Consider the following 16,272-nt stretch of genomic DNA (forward strand, 5'->3'; position numbering starts at 1 on the left):
CGTTGCATTTTTGAACCTAGCCAAATCGGCTGGAAAATCAACGTACGCATGAAACGATCGGGCTTAAAATGTAAGGTGCGGCGACTCCATCGCCGCGGCAAGCATCCCGGCATAGTCGGTCTTCGGAACGTCGATCGCTCCGAATGTCTTCAGGTGTTCGGTGGTGAACTGCGTGTCGAGCAGGGTGAAGCCCTTTTGCCGCAGCCGGTCGACCAGATGCACGAGGCAGATCTTCGAGGCATCCGTCCGGCGCGAAAACATGCTTTCGCCGAAGAAGGCCGAGCCGAGCGAGACGCCGTAGAGGCCGCCGACTAGTTCATCGCCCTCCCAAGCTTCCACGGTATGGGCATGGCCCATGTCGAAGAGCGTCGAATAAAGCGATCTGATCGTCCTGTTGATCCAGGTGCTCGGACGCCCGGATGTCTCCTCCGCGCAGGCGGCGATGACCTGATCGAAAGCGTGATCGAAACGGATCTCGAAGGGATTCTTGCGCACCGTCTTGGCAAGGCTTTTCGACACATGGAAATGGTCGAACGGCAGCACGCCGCGCAGTTCCGGTTCGACCCAGAAAATTTCCGGGTCGTCGGCGGATTCGGCCATCGGGAAGAGGCCGATGGAATAGGCGCGCAGGAGAATGTCAGGGGTTATGCCTGGTGACTTCCTGCGCGATCCTGCCATTCCTGTCCTATGCCGCCGGTGTGTTGGCGAGGTAGTCTTCCAGCCAGTGGATGTCGTAGTCGCCGTTGGCGATATCCTGGTTGGAGACGAGATCCTGGAATAGCGGCAGCGTTGTATTGATGCCGTCGACGACGAATTCGTCGAGCGCCCGGCGCAGGCGCATCATGCATTCGACGCGGGTACGGCCGTGCACGATCAGCTTGCCGATGAGGCTGTCGTAATAAGGCGGGATCTTGTAGCCCTGATAGGCACCGGAATCGATGCGCACGCCGAGACCACCCGGCGCGTGGAAGTGCGTGATCGTACCGGGTGAGGGCACGAAGGTGCGCGGGTGCTCGGCATTGATACGGCACTCGATGGCGTGACCGGAAAAATGCACTTCGTCCTGCGTCACCGACAGACCGCCGCCGGAAGCGACGCGGATCTGCTCGTGCACGAGGTCGATGCCGGTGATCGCTTCGGTGATCGGATGTTCCACCTGCAGGCGGGTGTTCATTTCGATGAAGTAGAACTCGCCGTTCTCGTAGAGGAATTCGATCGTGCCGGCGCCGCGATATTTCAGCTTCTTCATGGCGTCGGCGCAGATCTGGCCGATCTTCATGCGCTGCTCGACGTTGAGGGCCGGCGAATTCGCCTCTTCCCAGACCTTCTGATGGCGCCGCTGCAGCGAGCAGTCGCGCTCGCCGAGATGGATGGCATTGCCTTCGCCGTCGCCGAACACCTGGATTTCGATGTGGCGCGGCTTGCCGAGATATTTTTCCATGTAGACGGCATCGTTGCCGAAGGCGGCTGCTGCTTCCGTGCGGGCCGTCGACCAGGCCTCGATCACGTCGGCCTCGCTCTTGGCGACCTTCATGCCGCGTCCGCCGCCGCCGGCCGTGGCCTTGATTAGCACCGGATAGCCGATTTCGGCGGCCGTCTTCAGCGCATCCTCTTCGGTCTTCACCTCGCCGTCCGAGCCTGGAACGACGGGAATGCCGAGTTCCAGCGCCGTCGTCTTGGCGGTGATCTTGTCGCCCATGATGCGGATATGGTCCGCCGTCGGCCCAATGAAAGTGATGCCGTGGGCTTCGAGGATATCGGCGAACTTGGCATTCTCCGACAGAAAGCCGTAGCCCGGATGCACGGCGTCGGCACCGGTGATCTCGCAGGCGGCGACGATCTGGTGGATGTTGAGATAGCTCTCGCGCGAGGAGGGTGGGCCGATGCAGACACTTTCGTCGGCAAGGCGCACATGCATGGCATCGGCGTCGGCGGTGGAATGAACCACGACGCAGGCGATGCCGAGCTCCTTGCAGGCCCGGAGCACGCGAAGGGCGATTTCTCCGCGATTGGCGATGAGGATTTTCGAAATCATGGGCATGGGCCTATTCGATGACGACGAGGGCTTGGCCGTATTCGACGGGATGTCCGTCATCGACGAGGATCTCGGTCACCTTGCCTGACTTCGGCGAAGGGATCTGGTTCATCGTCTTCATCGCTTCGATGATGATCAACGTCTGGCCTTCCTTGACGGTTGCGCCGACTTCGATGAAGGGACGCGCGCCCGGAGCCGACGCCATATAGACGGTGCCTACCATCGGTGCATTGACGACATTGGCCGGGTTGCGGCTGGGAGCTGCGGCTGGCGCGGCAGCGGCTGCCGCAGCGGGCGCGGCAAAGGCCGGTGCGGCGATCGGCGCCTGAACATATTGCGGCGTGCCGGCGCGCGAAACGCGGATGCGCAGGTCGTCCTGCTCGACCTCGATCTCCGTCAGATCCGTTTCGTTGAGAATATTGGCGAGATCGCGGATCAGTGCCTGGTCGATACCCGATTTCTTTTCAGCCATGGTGTTGCCCTGTCTTATTCTTATGCCGTGATGTTCTTCAGCGCGTGGAGCGCCAGGATGTAGCTGTGAGGCCCGAAGCCACAGATCACGCCTTTGCATGCCGGCGCGATCATCGACTTGTGGCGGAATTCTTCCCGTGCATGCACGTTGGATATGTGGAGCTCGACGACGGGAATGGAAATAGCGCGGATCGCATCATGCAGCGCGACCGATGTATGCGTATAGGCGCCTGCATTGATGGCAACGCCGACGGCCTTTTCGTCGGCCTCATGGAACCAATCGACGAGCGTGCCTTCGTGATTGCTCTGGCGGAAGTCGATATCGAGGCCGAGCTCGCGCCCTGCAGCCTTGCAGTCCGCCTCGATGTCCTTGAGCGTCTTGCCGCCATAAATGCCGGGCTCTCGTTTACCCAGCATGTTCAGGTTGGGGCCGTTCAGGACAAAAATCGTTTGCGTCATCGAATGTTCCGTAAAAGGTACGACGGCAACCTATAGACTCCGCGAAGGCTGAATGAAAGCCCTTACGGAATGGCCAGCGGCAATCGTGCCACATTTGTCCACATGGTTGAAACACTTAGATTTTGGCGATTTGATGAGCTGGCGGCTGGCGGCTGCTTTGCTCAGCAGGCAGTCTTGCCGCAGCTGCGCATGTTCTTGACCTTGGCTTCGAGATCGTCGAGCCCGACGGCGCCAGGCACCAGTTCGTTGCCGATCACATAGGAGGGCGTGCCGCTGATGCCGAGACTGGAGGCGAGCTGGTAGGTCGCCTGGACTATACCGTCATTCGGGCTCTTTGCCATCTCGGCGCGGATCTTGTCCGCGCTGACGCCGAGCGAAGCGGCGACCGCGATCGCTGTTTCGTCGGAGGCACGGCCTTCGGTGCCGAGAAGGGCAACGTGGAAATCGGCATATTTCTCCGGTGCGAGCTTGCGGAAGGCGTCGGCCACCTTGTGGGCGGCGACCGAATCCGGCCCGAGGATCGGGAATTCCTTGAGGATGAAACGGACGTTCTTGTCCTTCTTCAGCATGGCCTGCATGTCGGGAAGCGCATGGCGGCAGTAGCTGCAATTATAATCGAAGAATTCGACGACAGTGACATCGCCCTTGGGATTGCCGAGCGTGACGTCGTTCTTTGAATCGAAAATGTCGGTGGTGTTCTCTTCGATCGCCATATTGGCTTTCACCGACCGCTGGGCCTCCTGCTTCTTCTGCAGCGCATCCTGGACTTCCAGCATGATCTCGGGATTCTCGATCAGGTATTGCTTGATGAATTCGCCGAACTCCTTCTTCTGCTGGTCGTCGAGCGCTGCCGCGGGAAGCGGAAGGGCGATCGATGCGGCAAGCGCCAGTGCGGTGAAGGTCTTCGGGAAGAATGCCATGTTATCCTCGTCATCGGCGGGATGGTCGTCTCTTCGTCGAGAAGACCGTCGCCGGGTTAATGGACTTGAATGCGTCGCGTCAAGGTACGGTGCGTTCTGTTCTGCTCAAACAGGAATTTTTCATCCCCGTCCGGCCCTCGCGGGATTGTGATGAGCCGATTAATGCGGCAATTGTCGGGCCGTCACTGAAGAAGCTGAGCGAGAAACGATCTTGTTTTCCATATCGAAACGCAGCGAAGTTGAGCCTTTTCACGCCATGGACGTCCTGGCGGAGGCGACGAAGCGGCGCGCGAGCGGCCATCCCGTGATCTCGATGGCGGTCGGTCAGCCCTCGCATCCGGCACCTGAGGCGGCCCTCGAAGCGGCGCGCGCAGCCCTCGCCGAAGGCAGGATCGGCTATACCGATGCGTTGGGAACGGCGCGGCTGAAATCGGCGCTCGCCTGGCACTACAAGGATCGCCACGGCCTGGAGATCGATCCCAAGCGCATCGCCATCACCACCGGTTCCTCGGCCGGCTTTAATCTCGCCTTCCTGTCGCTTTTCGATGCCGGCGATGCGGTGGCGATCGCAAGACCGGGTTATCCCGCCTATCGCAATATCCTCGGCGCGCTGGGCTTGAAGGTTCTGGAAGTGCCTGTAACGGCCGAGACCCACTTCACCCTGACGCCGCAAAGCCTCGAAGCGGCGCAGAAGGAAAGCGGCATGACGCTGAAAGGCGTGCTGCTCGCAAGCCCGGCCAACCCGACCGGCACGTTGACCGGCCGCGAGGGTCTGAAGGCGCTTTCGGATTACTGCGCGGCCCATTCCATCGCCTTCATCTCCGATGAAATCTATCACGGGCTGACCTTCGCCGGCGAGGAGGCGAGCGCGCTGGAGCTGACCGACGAGGCGATCGTCATCAACTCCTTCTCCAAATATTATTGCATGACCGGCTGGCGAATCGGCTGGATGGTGCTTCCCGAGCGCTTGGTGCGGCCGATCGAGCGGGTGGCGCAGAGCCTCTATATCTCCCCGCCCGAGCTCTCCCAGATTGCCGCCACGGCCGCTCTGAGCGCCGGTGCCGAGCTCGATCGTTACAAGACCAGTTACGCCGCCAACCGCGATTTGCTGATGCGGCGCCTGCCGCAGATCGGGTTTTCGATCGCCTCGCCGATGGACGGCGCCTTCTACGCCTATCTCGACGTCACCCGCTTCACCAATGACAGCATGGGCTTCGCCAAACGCATGCTCGCGGAAATCGACGTCGCCGCCACGCCGGGTCTCGATTTCGATCCGCTGGAGGGAAATCGAACCTTGCGTCTGTCCTATGCGGGCTCGCAAGCGGAGATCGCCGAGGCGGTGGAGCGAATCGCGGCCTGGCTGAAATAGCGCTCGCGGCTGCTTACTCTCTTATCGCTCAGCTACGCGACGAAAACAGTGAGGCAAGCGTCGAAGACGGTTTGTTGTTCAGCCGCGGCACCACCACGAGCTGCTTGATGTCGCCGCGCTTGTAGGCGGCGAGGAAGCGGCGGTAATCCTTGAAGGAGACACAGCCGTTGGAATCGCCGTTCTTGCCGAGCATGTAGGTATGGGCGAGTAGGCCGACACGGTCATAGATGGCGTCGGAACCTTCGACCGGCGTTAGCCGCAATGCTTCGACGCCATGGAAAAGGCTCTCGCGCATGGTGAGGGCATAGGTGTGCGGCGGCGTCGGTCCACGCATCTTCTTGTTGGCGAAACGCGGGTTGTCGCGCATCTTGCCGAGCCCGGAATGGGCCTCGAGGCGCTCGCCGTTCGGCAGATAGACGGTGCTGTTTTCGATATCGTAGATCGCCACGCCTGCGCGCAGCTTCGGCGAGAAGACCGGCTTATCGTAGCGCGGCACTGCATCGTCCTCGTCATCTTCGATCGGCGAGTTCGGCTGGGCGTAGGCAAGTACAGGCTCGTCAGAGCGCTGCGAACCCTTGGAGGCCGGTGTCGGTTTGCCGATGAGGCCATCGGGACGTGCCATCGGCAGCGGCACCGAACCTTCATCCGGCGCCAGCACGAGATCGAAGGGGGGCGCGTCGTCCGCGGCGGCGACGACGTCAGGTGCGGGTGCCGAAGCGGGAATGGAGGCGGTTCTGAGAGGAGGTGTGGTTGGTTCGACCGGGGCCGGCGCGATTTGCCGGGATCCGGCATCGGCAAGCGCAAGCAGGGTCGGGAGTTCGGCTGCGGCGACCGCCTCCTTCGAGGGAACGATGATCCGGTCGCCGTCGTCTTCGTCCGTCTCTGCCGAGGCGAGCTCGACCGGCGCCGTCACGATGAAATCGTCCTTGCGGAATTTGGCGCTGTCGGAGATCGCCGCCACGACCGGCTGTTCGGCAGCCATGGCGAGCCGATTGTTTTTGGCGAGAACCGCGAGCGCTGTCGCGGCGGCAGCGGTCTTTTCGGCATGGGATTGAATGAGGCTCGCCGTCAGCGGTACCTTCGGCTTCGCATCGAAGGCGGCCAGCCGGTCGGCCTTGCCGACATGGATCAGCCTCTCGTGACGCGGTGAAGGCGCCAGCTTCGGCGCAGTCGCCACCTGTGCCAGGCGATCCGGCGGAGAATAGGGAGCGGCTAACGAGTGCATCGTCGCGAAGGTCGCGATCAGCCATGTAGAGGTCAGAAATCCGGCGCCGACAACACCGTAAAGGAAACCGCGAGATCTGCGCCAACGGAAAGCAGATCCGCCAAGAAGGGTGACGTCATCGAACGTCCCGACCGCAAACGCCATACTACACTCGTCTTTCAAACTCGCTACGCAGGCCGGCGGCACTGACTGACTAAACTTCGCCGGGGGCCGGTACAGGCGCAAATGGGCCGAATTTAGACCACCCACGACGTCCGACTGTCTCGCAAGGATGACGAATTATGGTTTCTAATTTGTTTACGCGGCGTTGCAGTTTTTCACGACGTCTCAAAAAGATGCGTTGAGGCGTCTCAGGCGCGCTCCATCACATAACTTCCCGGCGCTTCCTCGATCGCGTTCAGCGCGTCGCCGCCGGGTTTGCGGGCCGGCACGCGTCTGCCGTCATGCGTCTCGATCCAGGCCTGCCAATGCGGCCACCATGATCCCGGGGTCTCCGTCGCCTGCTCGAGCCAGGTCTCGTAGTCCCCCTTGGCGGGGCCGCCGGTCCAGAATTGATACTTCTTCCTGTCGGGCGGGTTGACGACGCCGGCGATATGTCCCGAGCCGGTCACGACGAATTCCACCTTGCCGCCGAAGAATCGGCTGCCGAGGAAGACGGACTTGGCAGGTGCGATGTGATCCTCGCGGGTGGCGAGATTATAGATCGGGATTTTGACGTCCTTCAGTGACACGGACTTGCCGTCGAGGATCATCTCGTTCTGCGTCAGCGCATTGTTGAGATAGCAATTGCGCAGGTAGAAGGCATGGTTTGCCGCTGCCATGCGGGTCGAATCGGCGTTCCAGAACAACAGGTCGAAGGGCAGGGGATCCTGGCCCTTGAGGTAGTTGTTGACGAAATAAGGCCAGATCAGCTCGGAGGCGCGCAGCATGTTGAAGGCCATCGACATCTTCGTGCCGTCGAGATAGCCGGCCGCCCGCATATGCTCTTCGAGCGATTCAAGCTGCTCCTCGTCGACAAAGACCTTGAGGTCGCCGGCATGGGTGAAATCGACCTGGGTGGTGAAGAGTGTCGCAGTCTTGATGCGCTTGTTCTTCTCCTTGGCATGCAGCGCCAGTGTCGCGGCCAGCAGCGTACCGCCGACGCAGTAGCCGACGGCGTTGACATCCTTCTCGCCGGTCGCTTTCTCGATTGTATCAAGCGCGAAATCGATGCCTTCGCGGGCATAGGCCGTCCAGTCCTTTTCGGCGTGGCGCGCATCCGGGTTGACCCAGGAAATGACGAACACCGTCTGACCCTGGTCGACGCACCATTTGATGAAGGATTTTTGCGGGTTGAGGTCGAGAATATAGAACTTGTTGATCCAGGGCGGGCAGATCAGCAGCGGCCGCTTCAGCACCGTTTCAGTCGAAGCCTCGTACTGGATGATCTGGCAGATGTCGTTCTGGGCGATCACCTTGCCTGGTGTCAGCGCCATATCGCGGCCGACGGCGAATTTCGTCATGTCGGTCTGGCGAAGACGAAGATCGCCGTTTCCGGCAGCGATATCCTCGGCCAGCATCTTCATGCCGCGCACCAGATTGGCGCCGCTGGTCGCGATTGTCTCGCGGTAGAGTTGCGGATTGGTGGCGATGAAGTTGGTCGGCGAAAGCGCTGCCGTGATCTGCTTCACGTAGAAGCCGGCCTTGTGCTTGGTGTGTTCATCGAGGCCATCGGTTTCCGACACCATCTTTTCCACCCAGTCGGTGGTGAGGAAATAGACCTGGCGGAGAAAATCGAAGAACGGATTCTTCTGCCAGTCCTCGTCCGAAAAACGCTTGTCCTTGCGGGTGTCCGGCTCGGGTGGCGTGGGATCGCCCTGCATGCGCTGCATCGAGCGCATCCAGATGCCGAAGAACGAGGACATCAGCTGCGTCTGTGCCTCGAAGGTGCGGCGCGGATCGGAAATCCAGTATTCGGTGACCTTGGAAAGCGTCTTGACCATGTCGGTCATCGGATCGGCGGCGCTCTCGGTGATCTCGCCGCGTTCGCGCGGCGCAAGCCAGGCAGACGCTGCCTGTCCGAGATTTTCGAGCGCCCGCGCGAAATTCATCGCCATGGCCTCAGGATCCTTCAACAGATAGGGATCGAGATCGGTCGCGTCGAAGCCGGCCTTGCCGCCATTCTCCTGCTTGCTGTCGGTCACCATTTCCTCCGGCGGCAGCACCACTCTTTTTATCCATTCGTTGTACATCGTGATCGAACGAGAAAACAAGTTCCACCCGCATCGGCTCATGCTATTGCTTTGTGGCTGCGACAAATTTAACAGTCGAAGCAGTCAAAACTGGATTTTTGAGGCATGACGAAGAACGGCATTCGGCGCATCGCAACCTTCAACCGCACCGCACTGATCTGCGCCGCGGCGGCGATGGCGCTTGCCGGATGCAATCTGACGGCGGAACAAAAAGCCGCAGCCGCCGCCAAACGAGCGGCGCCGACCGCCGTCGTCATGCCGGCCACCAAGGGCGAGGCGGCCGAGGGCGGCCTTGCAAAATACCCGGACGGCTATCCGAATTTCGGCGCGCCGCTGACCGCCGCCAATGTCCAGATGAGCGACGAGCAGGCGGCCGAACTGCAGCATCAGCTGACGGCACTTGGCGCCCGGCGCAAGGCCGGCACGATCTCGGAAGCCGAATATCAGGCCAAGGTCGCCGAAATGCGGCGGCTGGCCGCCGAGCACGGCACTGATACGCTCTCGGAAATCTCCAAATAGACCTTGCCTTTCAGGCAATTTGGACGCAAAGCCATTCCGAATGGATCGGAAGATGCAATTTTCCTGATAATGCGCGTTACGCGGCCTTTCCGTCAAAGATTCGCCGCGTCGCTTGGGTCTGATGAATACGGCGTTGCGATTCTGAAGTTCGTGTCGCAGCCGCCGGGAGACGGAACGAACTTCGACTGCGGCCCGAAATGCCGCCTTTCCATGGGGAATGAGATGGAAGAGTTTCACAAAGTCCGGCGTTTGCCGCCTTATGTTTTCGAACAGGTCAACCGTTTGAAGGCAAGCGCGCGAGCGGGCGGCGCCGATATCATCGATCTCGGCATGGGAAACCCCGACCTTCCCACTCCCCAGTCGATCGTCGACAAGCTGTGCGAGGTCGTGCAGGATCCGCGCACGCACCGTTATTCCTCTTCCAAGGGCATTCCGGGGCTGCGCCGCGCCCAGGCCGCCTATTATGCCCGCCGTTTCGGCGTCAAGCTCAACCCGGATACCCAGGTGGTTGCCACCTTGGGCTCCAAGGAAGGCTTCGCCAACATGGCGCAGGCAATCACGGCGCCTGGCGACGTGATCCTCTGCCCGAATCCCACCTATCCGATCCACGCCTTCGGCTTCCTGATGGCGGGTGGCGTGATCCGTTCCATGTCGGTGGAGCCGGATGCGAGCTTCTTCGAACCGCTGGAACGCGCCGTCAAGCATTCGATCCCGAAGCCCTTGGCGCTGATCCTCAACTATCCCTCGAACCCGACGGCTTTTGTCGCGACGCTCGATTTCTACAAGGACGTCATCGCCTTTGCGAAAAAGCATGACATCATCGTGCTTTCCGATCTTGCCTATTCGGAAATCTACTTCGACGGCGCCCCGCCGCCGTCGGTTCTCGAAGTGCCGGGCGCTATGGACGTGACCGTCGAGTTCACCTCGATGTCGAAAACCTTCTCCATGCCCGGCTGGCGCATGGGCTTTGCCGTCGGCAACGAGCGACTGATCGCAGCGCTCACCCGCGTCAAGTCCTATCTCGACTACGGCGCCTTCACGCCGATCCAGGTGGCGGCAACGCACGCGCTGAACGGCGATGGTTCCGACATTGCGGAAGTCCGCAACGTCTATAAACGTCGCCGCGACGTCATGGTCGAAAGCTTCGGCAAGGCCGGGTTCGACGTGCCGCCGCCGGCTGCGACGATGTTCGCCTGGGCGAAGATCCCGGAAAAGTTCCGTCATCTCGGTTCGCTGGAATTCTCCAAGCTGCTGGTCGAGAAGGCCGACGTCGCCGTTGCCCCGGGCATCGGCTTCGGCGAAATGGGCGACGACTACGTCCGTCTGGCACTTGTCGAGAATGAACACCGCATCCGCCAGGCTGCGCGCAACATCAAGAAGTTCATGTCGACGGCAGACGAGACGATGCACAACGTCATCTCGCTGAACGCACACCGCTAATCCAACCGTTGGGCAGCCGCGTCATGCGGCTGCCGCCACACAGACATTTCAGGATCGATCCATGGCAGATGCCCTCAAAATCGGCATTGCGGGCTTGGGCACCGTTGGCGCCTCGCTTGTCCGCATCATTCAGCAGAAAAGCAACGAGCTTGCCGTCACCTGCGGGCGTCCGATCACCATCACCGCCGTTTCGGCACGTGACAAGGCGAGGGACCGCGGCATCGATCTTTCCGCTGTTACCTGGTTCGACCGGCCGGAAGAGCTTGCCGAAAAGGGCGATATCGACGTCTTCGTCGAGCTGATGGGCGGCGCCGAAGGGGCTGCCAACATCTCGGTGCGTACGGCACTCCAGCGTGGTCTCCATGTGGTGACAGCCAACAAGGCGCTGCTTGCCTATCACGGCGTCGAGCTTGCGACGATCGCCGAGGAGAAGGGGTCGCTGCTGAACTTCGAGGCGGCGGTCGCCGGCGGCATCCCGGTCATCAAGGCCCTGCGTGAATCGCTGACGGGCAATTCCGTCTCGCGCATCTATGGCATCATGAATGGCACCTGCAATTATATCCTGACCAAGATGGAGAAGGAGGGGCTTTCCTTCGCCGAATGCCTCAAGGAAGCGCAGCGGCTGGGTTATGCCGAGGCCGATCCGGCCTTCGATATCGAGGGCAACGACACGGCCCATAAGCTTTCCATCTTGACGACGCTCGCCTTCGGCAATCAGATCGCCGCCGACGACATCTATCTCGAAGGCATCACCAACATCTCGATCGAGGATATCCACGCCGCTGCCGAACTCGGTTATCGCATCAAGCTCTTGGGCGTTGCCCAGCGCACCGATACCGGCATCGAACAGCGCGTCCATCCCACAATGGTGCCGGTCGATTCGGTCATCGCCCAGGTCGACGGCGTTACCAATGCAGTGGCGATCGAATCCGACGTGCTCGGGGAACTGCTGATGGTCGGCCCTGGCGCCGGCGGCAACGCCACAGCCTCGTCGGTGCTTGGTGATATCGCCGATATCGCCAAGAGCCAGCCGGGCGCCCAGCGGGTGCCGGTGCTCGGCCATCCCGCAACCACACTGGAACCCTATCGCAAGGCGCAGATGCAGAGCCACGAGGGCGGCTATTTCATCCGCCTGACCGTGCTCGACCGCACCGGCGTCTTTGCCAGCGTCGCAACCCGCATGGCCGAAAACAACATCTCGCTGGAATCGATCGTCCAGCGCTCCAAGCAGCACCTGGCGCCATCGCATCACCAGACGATCATTCTCGTCACCCACGCGACGACGGAAGACTCGGTGCGCAAGGCAGTCGCTTCGATCAAGTCGGAAGGTTACCTCTTCGGCGAGCCGCAGGTGATTCGCATCGAGCGGCCCAAAGAGGAAGGCTGAGCTTTTTCCCGTCCCGGAGGACCGCTGAGCCGCCCTGTTCCTGCAGGGCAGTTTTTTCTGTTATCTATTCAACCTTCCCTTACGGAAGCCTATATTAACAGATACCGAAATATTGATATAACTAAACCTAAGATGGTGAGTCGTCTGGGTGGAGAATTTCATGAGTAAGGACAGCCACGCCGGGAAGGGGTATGGCTACCCGAGCGATGTGCCGCCGAACCCTCCTGATATGCCTGAGGAAATCCTCAAGCCGGCCTACCGTGAAATTCCTGAAGAGGTCTCTGATGAGGCTGATGACGAGGAAAACACGGAAGGCCGTAACTGGGCCATTCTGCTGACGCTGTTTTCGTTCCTGCTGGTGCAGTTCGCCGGCATCGCCATGATCATCTGGGCGGTGTTTTGGTAAAAACCCGTGTCTGCAAATCCATCGCTATGTTATCTCCGCTGCTCCTGTAGAAAGAGCAGATGAAGTCAGCGGAGTGTGGCATGGCAGATCTCGTCGACCCCGTACAGCGCGCCTTTCTCGGCGTGGAGAAATCCGCGCTCGACAATCGCTGGGTGGCGCGGCTCGACCAGGCCGGGCAGAACCGCGCGCTGGCCATGTCGCAGATCCATGGATTGCCGGATCTGATCGCCCGGGTGCTTGCCGGGCGCGGCGTGACGGTGGACGAGGCGATCGAATTCCTTGATCCGACGATCCGCAGCCTGATGCCCGATCCCCATAAGCTGACCGATTGCGAAAAGGCGGCAACCCGCCTTCTGCGCGCCATCGAGCGCGGCGAGAGCGTCGCCATCTTCGGTGACTACGACGTCGACGGCGCCGCCTCCTCGGCGCTGATGTTTCGCTTTCTCAGCCATTTCGGCGTCAGGGCGACCATCTATATCCCCGACCGCGTCTTCGAAGGTTACGGCCCCAATCCGGCGGCGATCAACCAGTTGATCGATAACGGTGCTGAGCTGATCGTCACCGTCGATTGCGGCTCCACCAGCCACGAGGCGCTTACCGCCGCTGCCGCGCGCAATATCGACGTCGTCGTCATCGATCACCACCAGGTGACACATGAGCTGCCACCCTGCCATGCGCTGGTCAACCCGAACCGCGAGGACGACCTCTCGGGGCAGGGGCATCTTTGCGCCGCCGGCGTCGTCTTCATGGTGCTGGTCGCGACGCTCCGGCTGCTGCGCGCGGCCGGCAACAAGCGCATCCTGGCGATCGACCTGCTGCAATGGCTTGACATCGTGGCACTCGCGACGGTCTGCGATGTCGTGCCGCTGAAGGGCCTAAACCGCGCCTATGTCGTGAAGGGGCTGGTCGCTGCCCGCCACCAGAGCAACGCCGGACTGGCAGCACTCTTCCGCAAGGCGGGGCTCGCCGGCCCGGTGACACCCTATCATTTTGGCTTCCTGATCGGCCCGCGCATCAATGCCGGTGGGCGGATCGGCGACGCGGCACTCGGAAGCCGGCTGCTGACGCTCGATGACGCCGGAGAGGCTGATGTGATCGCGCAGCGCCTCGACGAACTCAACCGCGAACGACAGGCGATGGAGGCGATCATGCTGCAGGAGGCCGAAGCCGAGGCGCTTGCCGAATATGGCGACGGCGAGGGTGCGTCCGTCATCGTCACCGCCCATGAGAAATGGCATCCCGGCATCGTCGGGCTGATCGCGGCGCGGCTGAAGGAAAAATTCAAACGGCCCGCTTTCGCGATCGCCTTCGATCCCTCCGGCCGCGGCACCGGCTCGGGCCGCTCGATCAACGGCTTCGACATGGGCAGGATGGTCCGGGCTGCGGTCGACGAGGGTCTGCTCGTCAAGGGCGGCGGCCACGCCATGGCCGCGGGGCTGACGGTCGAGCGCGCCAATCTCGGCAGGCTGAGAACCTTCTTCACGGAGAAGGCGGCAAAAACGGTGGCCGGCCTCGTTGCCAACGAAACGCTGAAGATCGACGGTGCGATCGGCGCAAGCGGCGCCACCCTCGAACTCATCGACCGCCTGGAGGCCGCCGGCCCCTATGGCTCCGGTCACGCACAGCCGCTCTTTGCCATACCGGCGCATCGCCTGCGCGACGCCCGCCTGGTCGGCGAGAAACATGTGAAATTGACGCTGGAGGCCATGGACGGATCGCGACTCGACGGCATCGCCTTCCGCGCCGCCGATACGCCGCTTGGCAATCTTCTCATCAATTCACGCGGCGCCAACCTGCATGTCGCCGGTTCGCTCGGTGCCGATCATTACCAGGGCGCACGCCGCATCCAGCTGCGCGTCTGCGATGCAGCGCCGGCGAAATAGAGCAGTCGCGCAAGAGCGCTGACGATGTGGAGTGTCAAGGGAGAGAAAGTGGTACGCCCTAGGGGAGTCGAACCCCTCTTCCCAGAATGAAAATCTGGTGTCCTAACCGATAGACGAAGGGCGCTTCGTTCGTGGTGGCGCCCTTATAGTCAGCGCCTTCGAAGGCCGCAAGCGCCAAGGCGCGAAAAAATCATCGTTTTCGCCGATTTATTTTGGCTGTGGAAAAATGAGGCGCAAGCTGCGGCGGAGCGGAGACAAATCAAACCGGCGGGCTAGGATGGGCAGCGTCGCGCGAACCGAAGGGTTCTCCTCGAAGGGACTGACAGGGCCGGCCGACGTCGATCGAATGACGACGGCCTATCAACAGGATGGTACGCCCTAGGGGAGTCGAACCCCTCTTTACAGAATGAGAATCTGTCGTCCTAACCGATAGACGAAGGGCGCAGGCAGCTTCGTTAAAATAGGAGCGCGCGCCGGCTTCTGCAAGCGGAAGTGATGGCTTCTATATGGAGAGAAAGTGGTACGCCCTAGGGGAGTCGAACCCCTCTTCCCAGAATGAAAATCTGGTGTCCTAACCGATAGACGAAGGGCGCTTCCTTCGTGGTGGCGCCCTTATAGTCAGGCGTTTTGAATCCCGCAAGCGGAATTGCGGTTTTCCTTCAAAAAAATGACAGGAAATCCGAGTGCATTCGAGAAGCCGATTATTGAAGCTGAATCAATAGGCTGCCGGTTGTTTCTTTAACGCGACGAGGCGGCGCTGCCGTAACGTGATGCGAAAATCGCGCGGCCGTCAGGCGGCCGTCAGATCGCTCTTGCCGTCGTGATCGGCGCCCGTTTGCCGCCGCAGCCCCAGTTCCAGTCACGGGTTTTGCCGGTATCGAGGTGAACCGAATCCGTGTGGCAGTAGGTGCCGACGCCGCCGCGGTCCGGCAACGAGCGGATATAGGCGGCGATGTCCCATTTCGTCACGCCGTCGATCTGGATGTCGGCGGCCTCGCAGCTCTTGTGCATCGATTCGTCGGCGCCGCCGGCGAGGCGGTTGTGCTCTTCGTCGCGATAGCCGGAAGTGACGATGACAGGCCGGCCGAAATGGCTTTCGACCGTCTTGATCACTTTCAGCAGGTCGGGCTTGAAGCAGCCGACCTCGACCTTGTCGTTCTGGAGATGCAGCCCGTTCGGCGCGATGCGCGTCATGCCGGGCAGGGCCGCCTTGTGCAGCAGGCCGGAAAGGCTGCCAAGCAGGTTCTGCTTCGGCGCACTGTAGAGCGCGTTCATCGTCGAGGTGGGAATGCTGCCCGTCGCCAACGACGCTGTCTGCACGGGCGCAAATTGCGTGCTGCTATTCTGTGAGGATTGCTGCGGCAGCACCGGCTCCGCCGGCTGCTGGGGCACGGGCGGCTGGCTGTAGACGCTGCTTCGCGACGGTGCTGCACCTTCCACCGGCACATAGGCCTGCGGCTGAATGACGGTGGACGTGCTGTTGTTCTGCGGCGGCGGCTGGTGATCGGAAAAGATGCTCATCGCCTGCGCGTTGATCCGGGTCGACTGCAGGACGAGCCCGCCGATATTGGCGGGCGCCGCCGTTGCCGAACCGGCGGGCGGGACGGCTGCATTCGGATCTTGTGCTACGACCTGAGGCGCGCCTTGGGCGCCGGAGACGTTGACCAGCCGGGGATCGCTATAGACCGAACGTGGGGCAGGGCTTGCAGGCGCTGCCGTGGCGAGCTGCGGTGCTGCTGCGGCTTGCACCGCCGGAACCGCCGCCGCCGAATCGAGCGCCTTCTTGTCCGACGCGCAGCCGGACAGCGCCAGCACCGAGGTGGCGATCAGCAAAGCGCCCGTCACGGGCATCCGCATCTGCATGTTAAGCAAGCGACAGTCTCCAGTTGATGCGGAAAATCGGCGAAAAACGCTTCTCTTCCGCTTC

The 16,272-nt window shown here is 61.4% G+C and carries 14 protein-coding genes and 3 tRNA genes; 6 read left to right on the forward strand and 11 right to left on the reverse strand.

The features are described from left to right. Positions 1-63: 63 nt before the first annotated feature. The 5 genes from aat to ACM5SV_RS18410 all read right to left on the reverse strand — a co-directional run bounded on the left by aat (position 64) and on the right by ACM5SV_RS18410 (position 3,885). On the reverse strand, positions 64-678 hold the full coding sequence (gene aat, locus ACM5SV_RS18390) for a leucyl/phenylalanyl-tRNA--protein transferase (RefSeq protein WP_017993866.1): 615 nt from the start codon (positions 676-678) through the stop codon (positions 64-66). A 7-nt stretch (positions 679-685) separates the two neighbouring features. Further along, positions 686-2,041, reverse strand: a complete 1,356-nt coding sequence (accC, locus tag ACM5SV_RS18395; protein ID WP_017993867.1) for an acetyl-CoA carboxylase biotin carboxylase subunit — start codon at positions 2,039-2,041, stop codon at positions 686-688. A gap of 4 nt (positions 2,042-2,045) precedes the next feature. Beyond that, on the reverse strand, positions 2,046-2,507 hold the full coding sequence (accB, locus tag ACM5SV_RS18400; RefSeq protein ID WP_012757278.1) for an acetyl-CoA carboxylase biotin carboxyl carrier protein: 462 nt from the start codon (positions 2,505-2,507) through the stop codon (positions 2,046-2,048). Positions 2,508-2,527: 20 nt separating this feature from the next. Then, positions 2,528-2,965: a type II 3-dehydroquinate dehydratase gene (aroQ, locus tag ACM5SV_RS18405; RefSeq protein ID WP_011651695.1), complete on the reverse strand. Its 438-nt coding sequence runs from the start codon at positions 2,963-2,965 to the stop codon at positions 2,528-2,530. Between the two features lie 161 nt (positions 2,966-3,126). Next, complete coding sequence (locus ACM5SV_RS18410) at positions 3,127-3,885, reverse strand: DsbA family protein (protein WP_017993868.1); 759 nt, start codon at positions 3,883-3,885, stop codon at positions 3,127-3,129. A 211-nt stretch (positions 3,886-4,096) separates the two neighbouring features. Here ACM5SV_RS18410 and ACM5SV_RS18415 point away from each other — a divergent pair, with 211 nt between their 5' ends. Beyond that, the gene (locus ACM5SV_RS18415) at positions 4,097-5,254 is read left to right on the forward strand and encodes a pyridoxal phosphate-dependent aminotransferase (RefSeq protein ID WP_012757280.1); all 1,158 of its coding nucleotides are present in this window, start codon (positions 4,097-4,099) and stop codon (positions 5,252-5,254) included. Between the two features lie 28 nt (positions 5,255-5,282). On the opposite strand, the gene ACM5SV_RS18420 is transcribed toward ACM5SV_RS18415, so the two are convergent. Both ACM5SV_RS18420 and ACM5SV_RS18425 read right to left on the reverse strand, forming a co-directional pair. Further along, complete coding sequence (locus ACM5SV_RS18420) at positions 5,283-6,623, reverse strand: DUF2778 domain-containing protein (RefSeq protein ID WP_222015746.1); 1,341 nt, start codon at positions 6,621-6,623, stop codon at positions 5,283-5,285. Between the two features lie 206 nt (positions 6,624-6,829). Further along, entirely contained in the window at positions 6,830-8,665 is a 1,836-nt protein-coding gene (locus ACM5SV_RS18425; protein WP_222015818.1) for a PHA/PHB synthase family protein, read from the reverse strand. 150 nt (positions 8,666-8,815) lie between these two features. Here ACM5SV_RS18425 and ACM5SV_RS18430 point away from each other — a divergent pair, with 150 nt between their 5' ends. The 5 genes from ACM5SV_RS18430 to recJ all read left to right on the forward strand — a co-directional run bounded on the left by ACM5SV_RS18430 (position 8,816) and on the right by recJ (position 14,345). After that, the gene (locus tag ACM5SV_RS18430) at positions 8,816-9,229 is read left to right on the forward strand and encodes a hypothetical protein (protein WP_138329761.1); all 414 of its coding nucleotides are present in this window, start codon (positions 8,816-8,818) and stop codon (positions 9,227-9,229) included. A gap of 222 nt (positions 9,230-9,451) precedes the next feature. After that, positions 9,452-10,669, forward strand: coding sequence for an LL-diaminopimelate aminotransferase (locus tag ACM5SV_RS18435; protein ID WP_003558982.1), 1,218 nt, complete (start codon positions 9,452-9,454; stop codon positions 10,667-10,669). A 61-nt stretch (positions 10,670-10,730) separates the two neighbouring features. Further along, a complete protein-coding gene (locus ACM5SV_RS18440) occupies positions 10,731-12,056 on the forward strand; it encodes a homoserine dehydrogenase (protein WP_012757284.1) in 1,326 nt (441 codons plus the stop codon). A gap of 160 nt (positions 12,057-12,216) precedes the next feature. Beyond that, positions 12,217-12,462, forward strand: a complete 246-nt coding sequence (locus ACM5SV_RS18445) for a hypothetical protein (protein WP_017993873.1) — start codon at positions 12,217-12,219, stop codon at positions 12,460-12,462. A gap of 80 nt (positions 12,463-12,542) precedes the next feature. Further along, positions 12,543-14,345: a single-stranded-DNA-specific exonuclease RecJ gene (gene recJ, locus ACM5SV_RS18450; protein ID WP_222015747.1), complete on the forward strand. Its 1,803-nt coding sequence runs from the start codon at positions 12,543-12,545 to the stop codon at positions 14,343-14,345. Between the two features lie 49 nt (positions 14,346-14,394). Here recJ and ACM5SV_RS18455 read toward each other — a convergent pair. The 4 genes from ACM5SV_RS18455 to ACM5SV_RS18470 form a co-directional block, all read right to left on the reverse strand. Continuing rightward, positions 14,395-14,469 (reverse strand) — tRNA-Glu (locus tag ACM5SV_RS18455). A 245-nt stretch (positions 14,470-14,714) separates the two neighbouring features. Next, positions 14,715-14,789, reverse strand: a tRNA-Glu gene (locus ACM5SV_RS18460). A gap of 74 nt (positions 14,790-14,863) precedes the next feature. Continuing rightward, positions 14,864-14,938, reverse strand: a tRNA-Glu gene (locus tag ACM5SV_RS18465). A gap of 208 nt (positions 14,939-15,146) precedes the next feature. Next, a complete protein-coding gene (locus ACM5SV_RS18470) occupies positions 15,147-16,217 on the reverse strand; it encodes a YcbK family protein (protein WP_222015748.1) in 1,071 nt (356 codons plus the stop codon). Between the last annotated feature and the right edge of the window lie 55 nt (positions 16,218-16,272).

This window comes from Rhizobium sp. CRRU65 (assembly GCF_048551595.1).
In the GTDB taxonomy this organism is placed as follows: Bacteria; Pseudomonadota; Alphaproteobacteria; order Rhizobiales; family Rhizobiaceae; genus Rhizobium; species Rhizobium leguminosarum_J.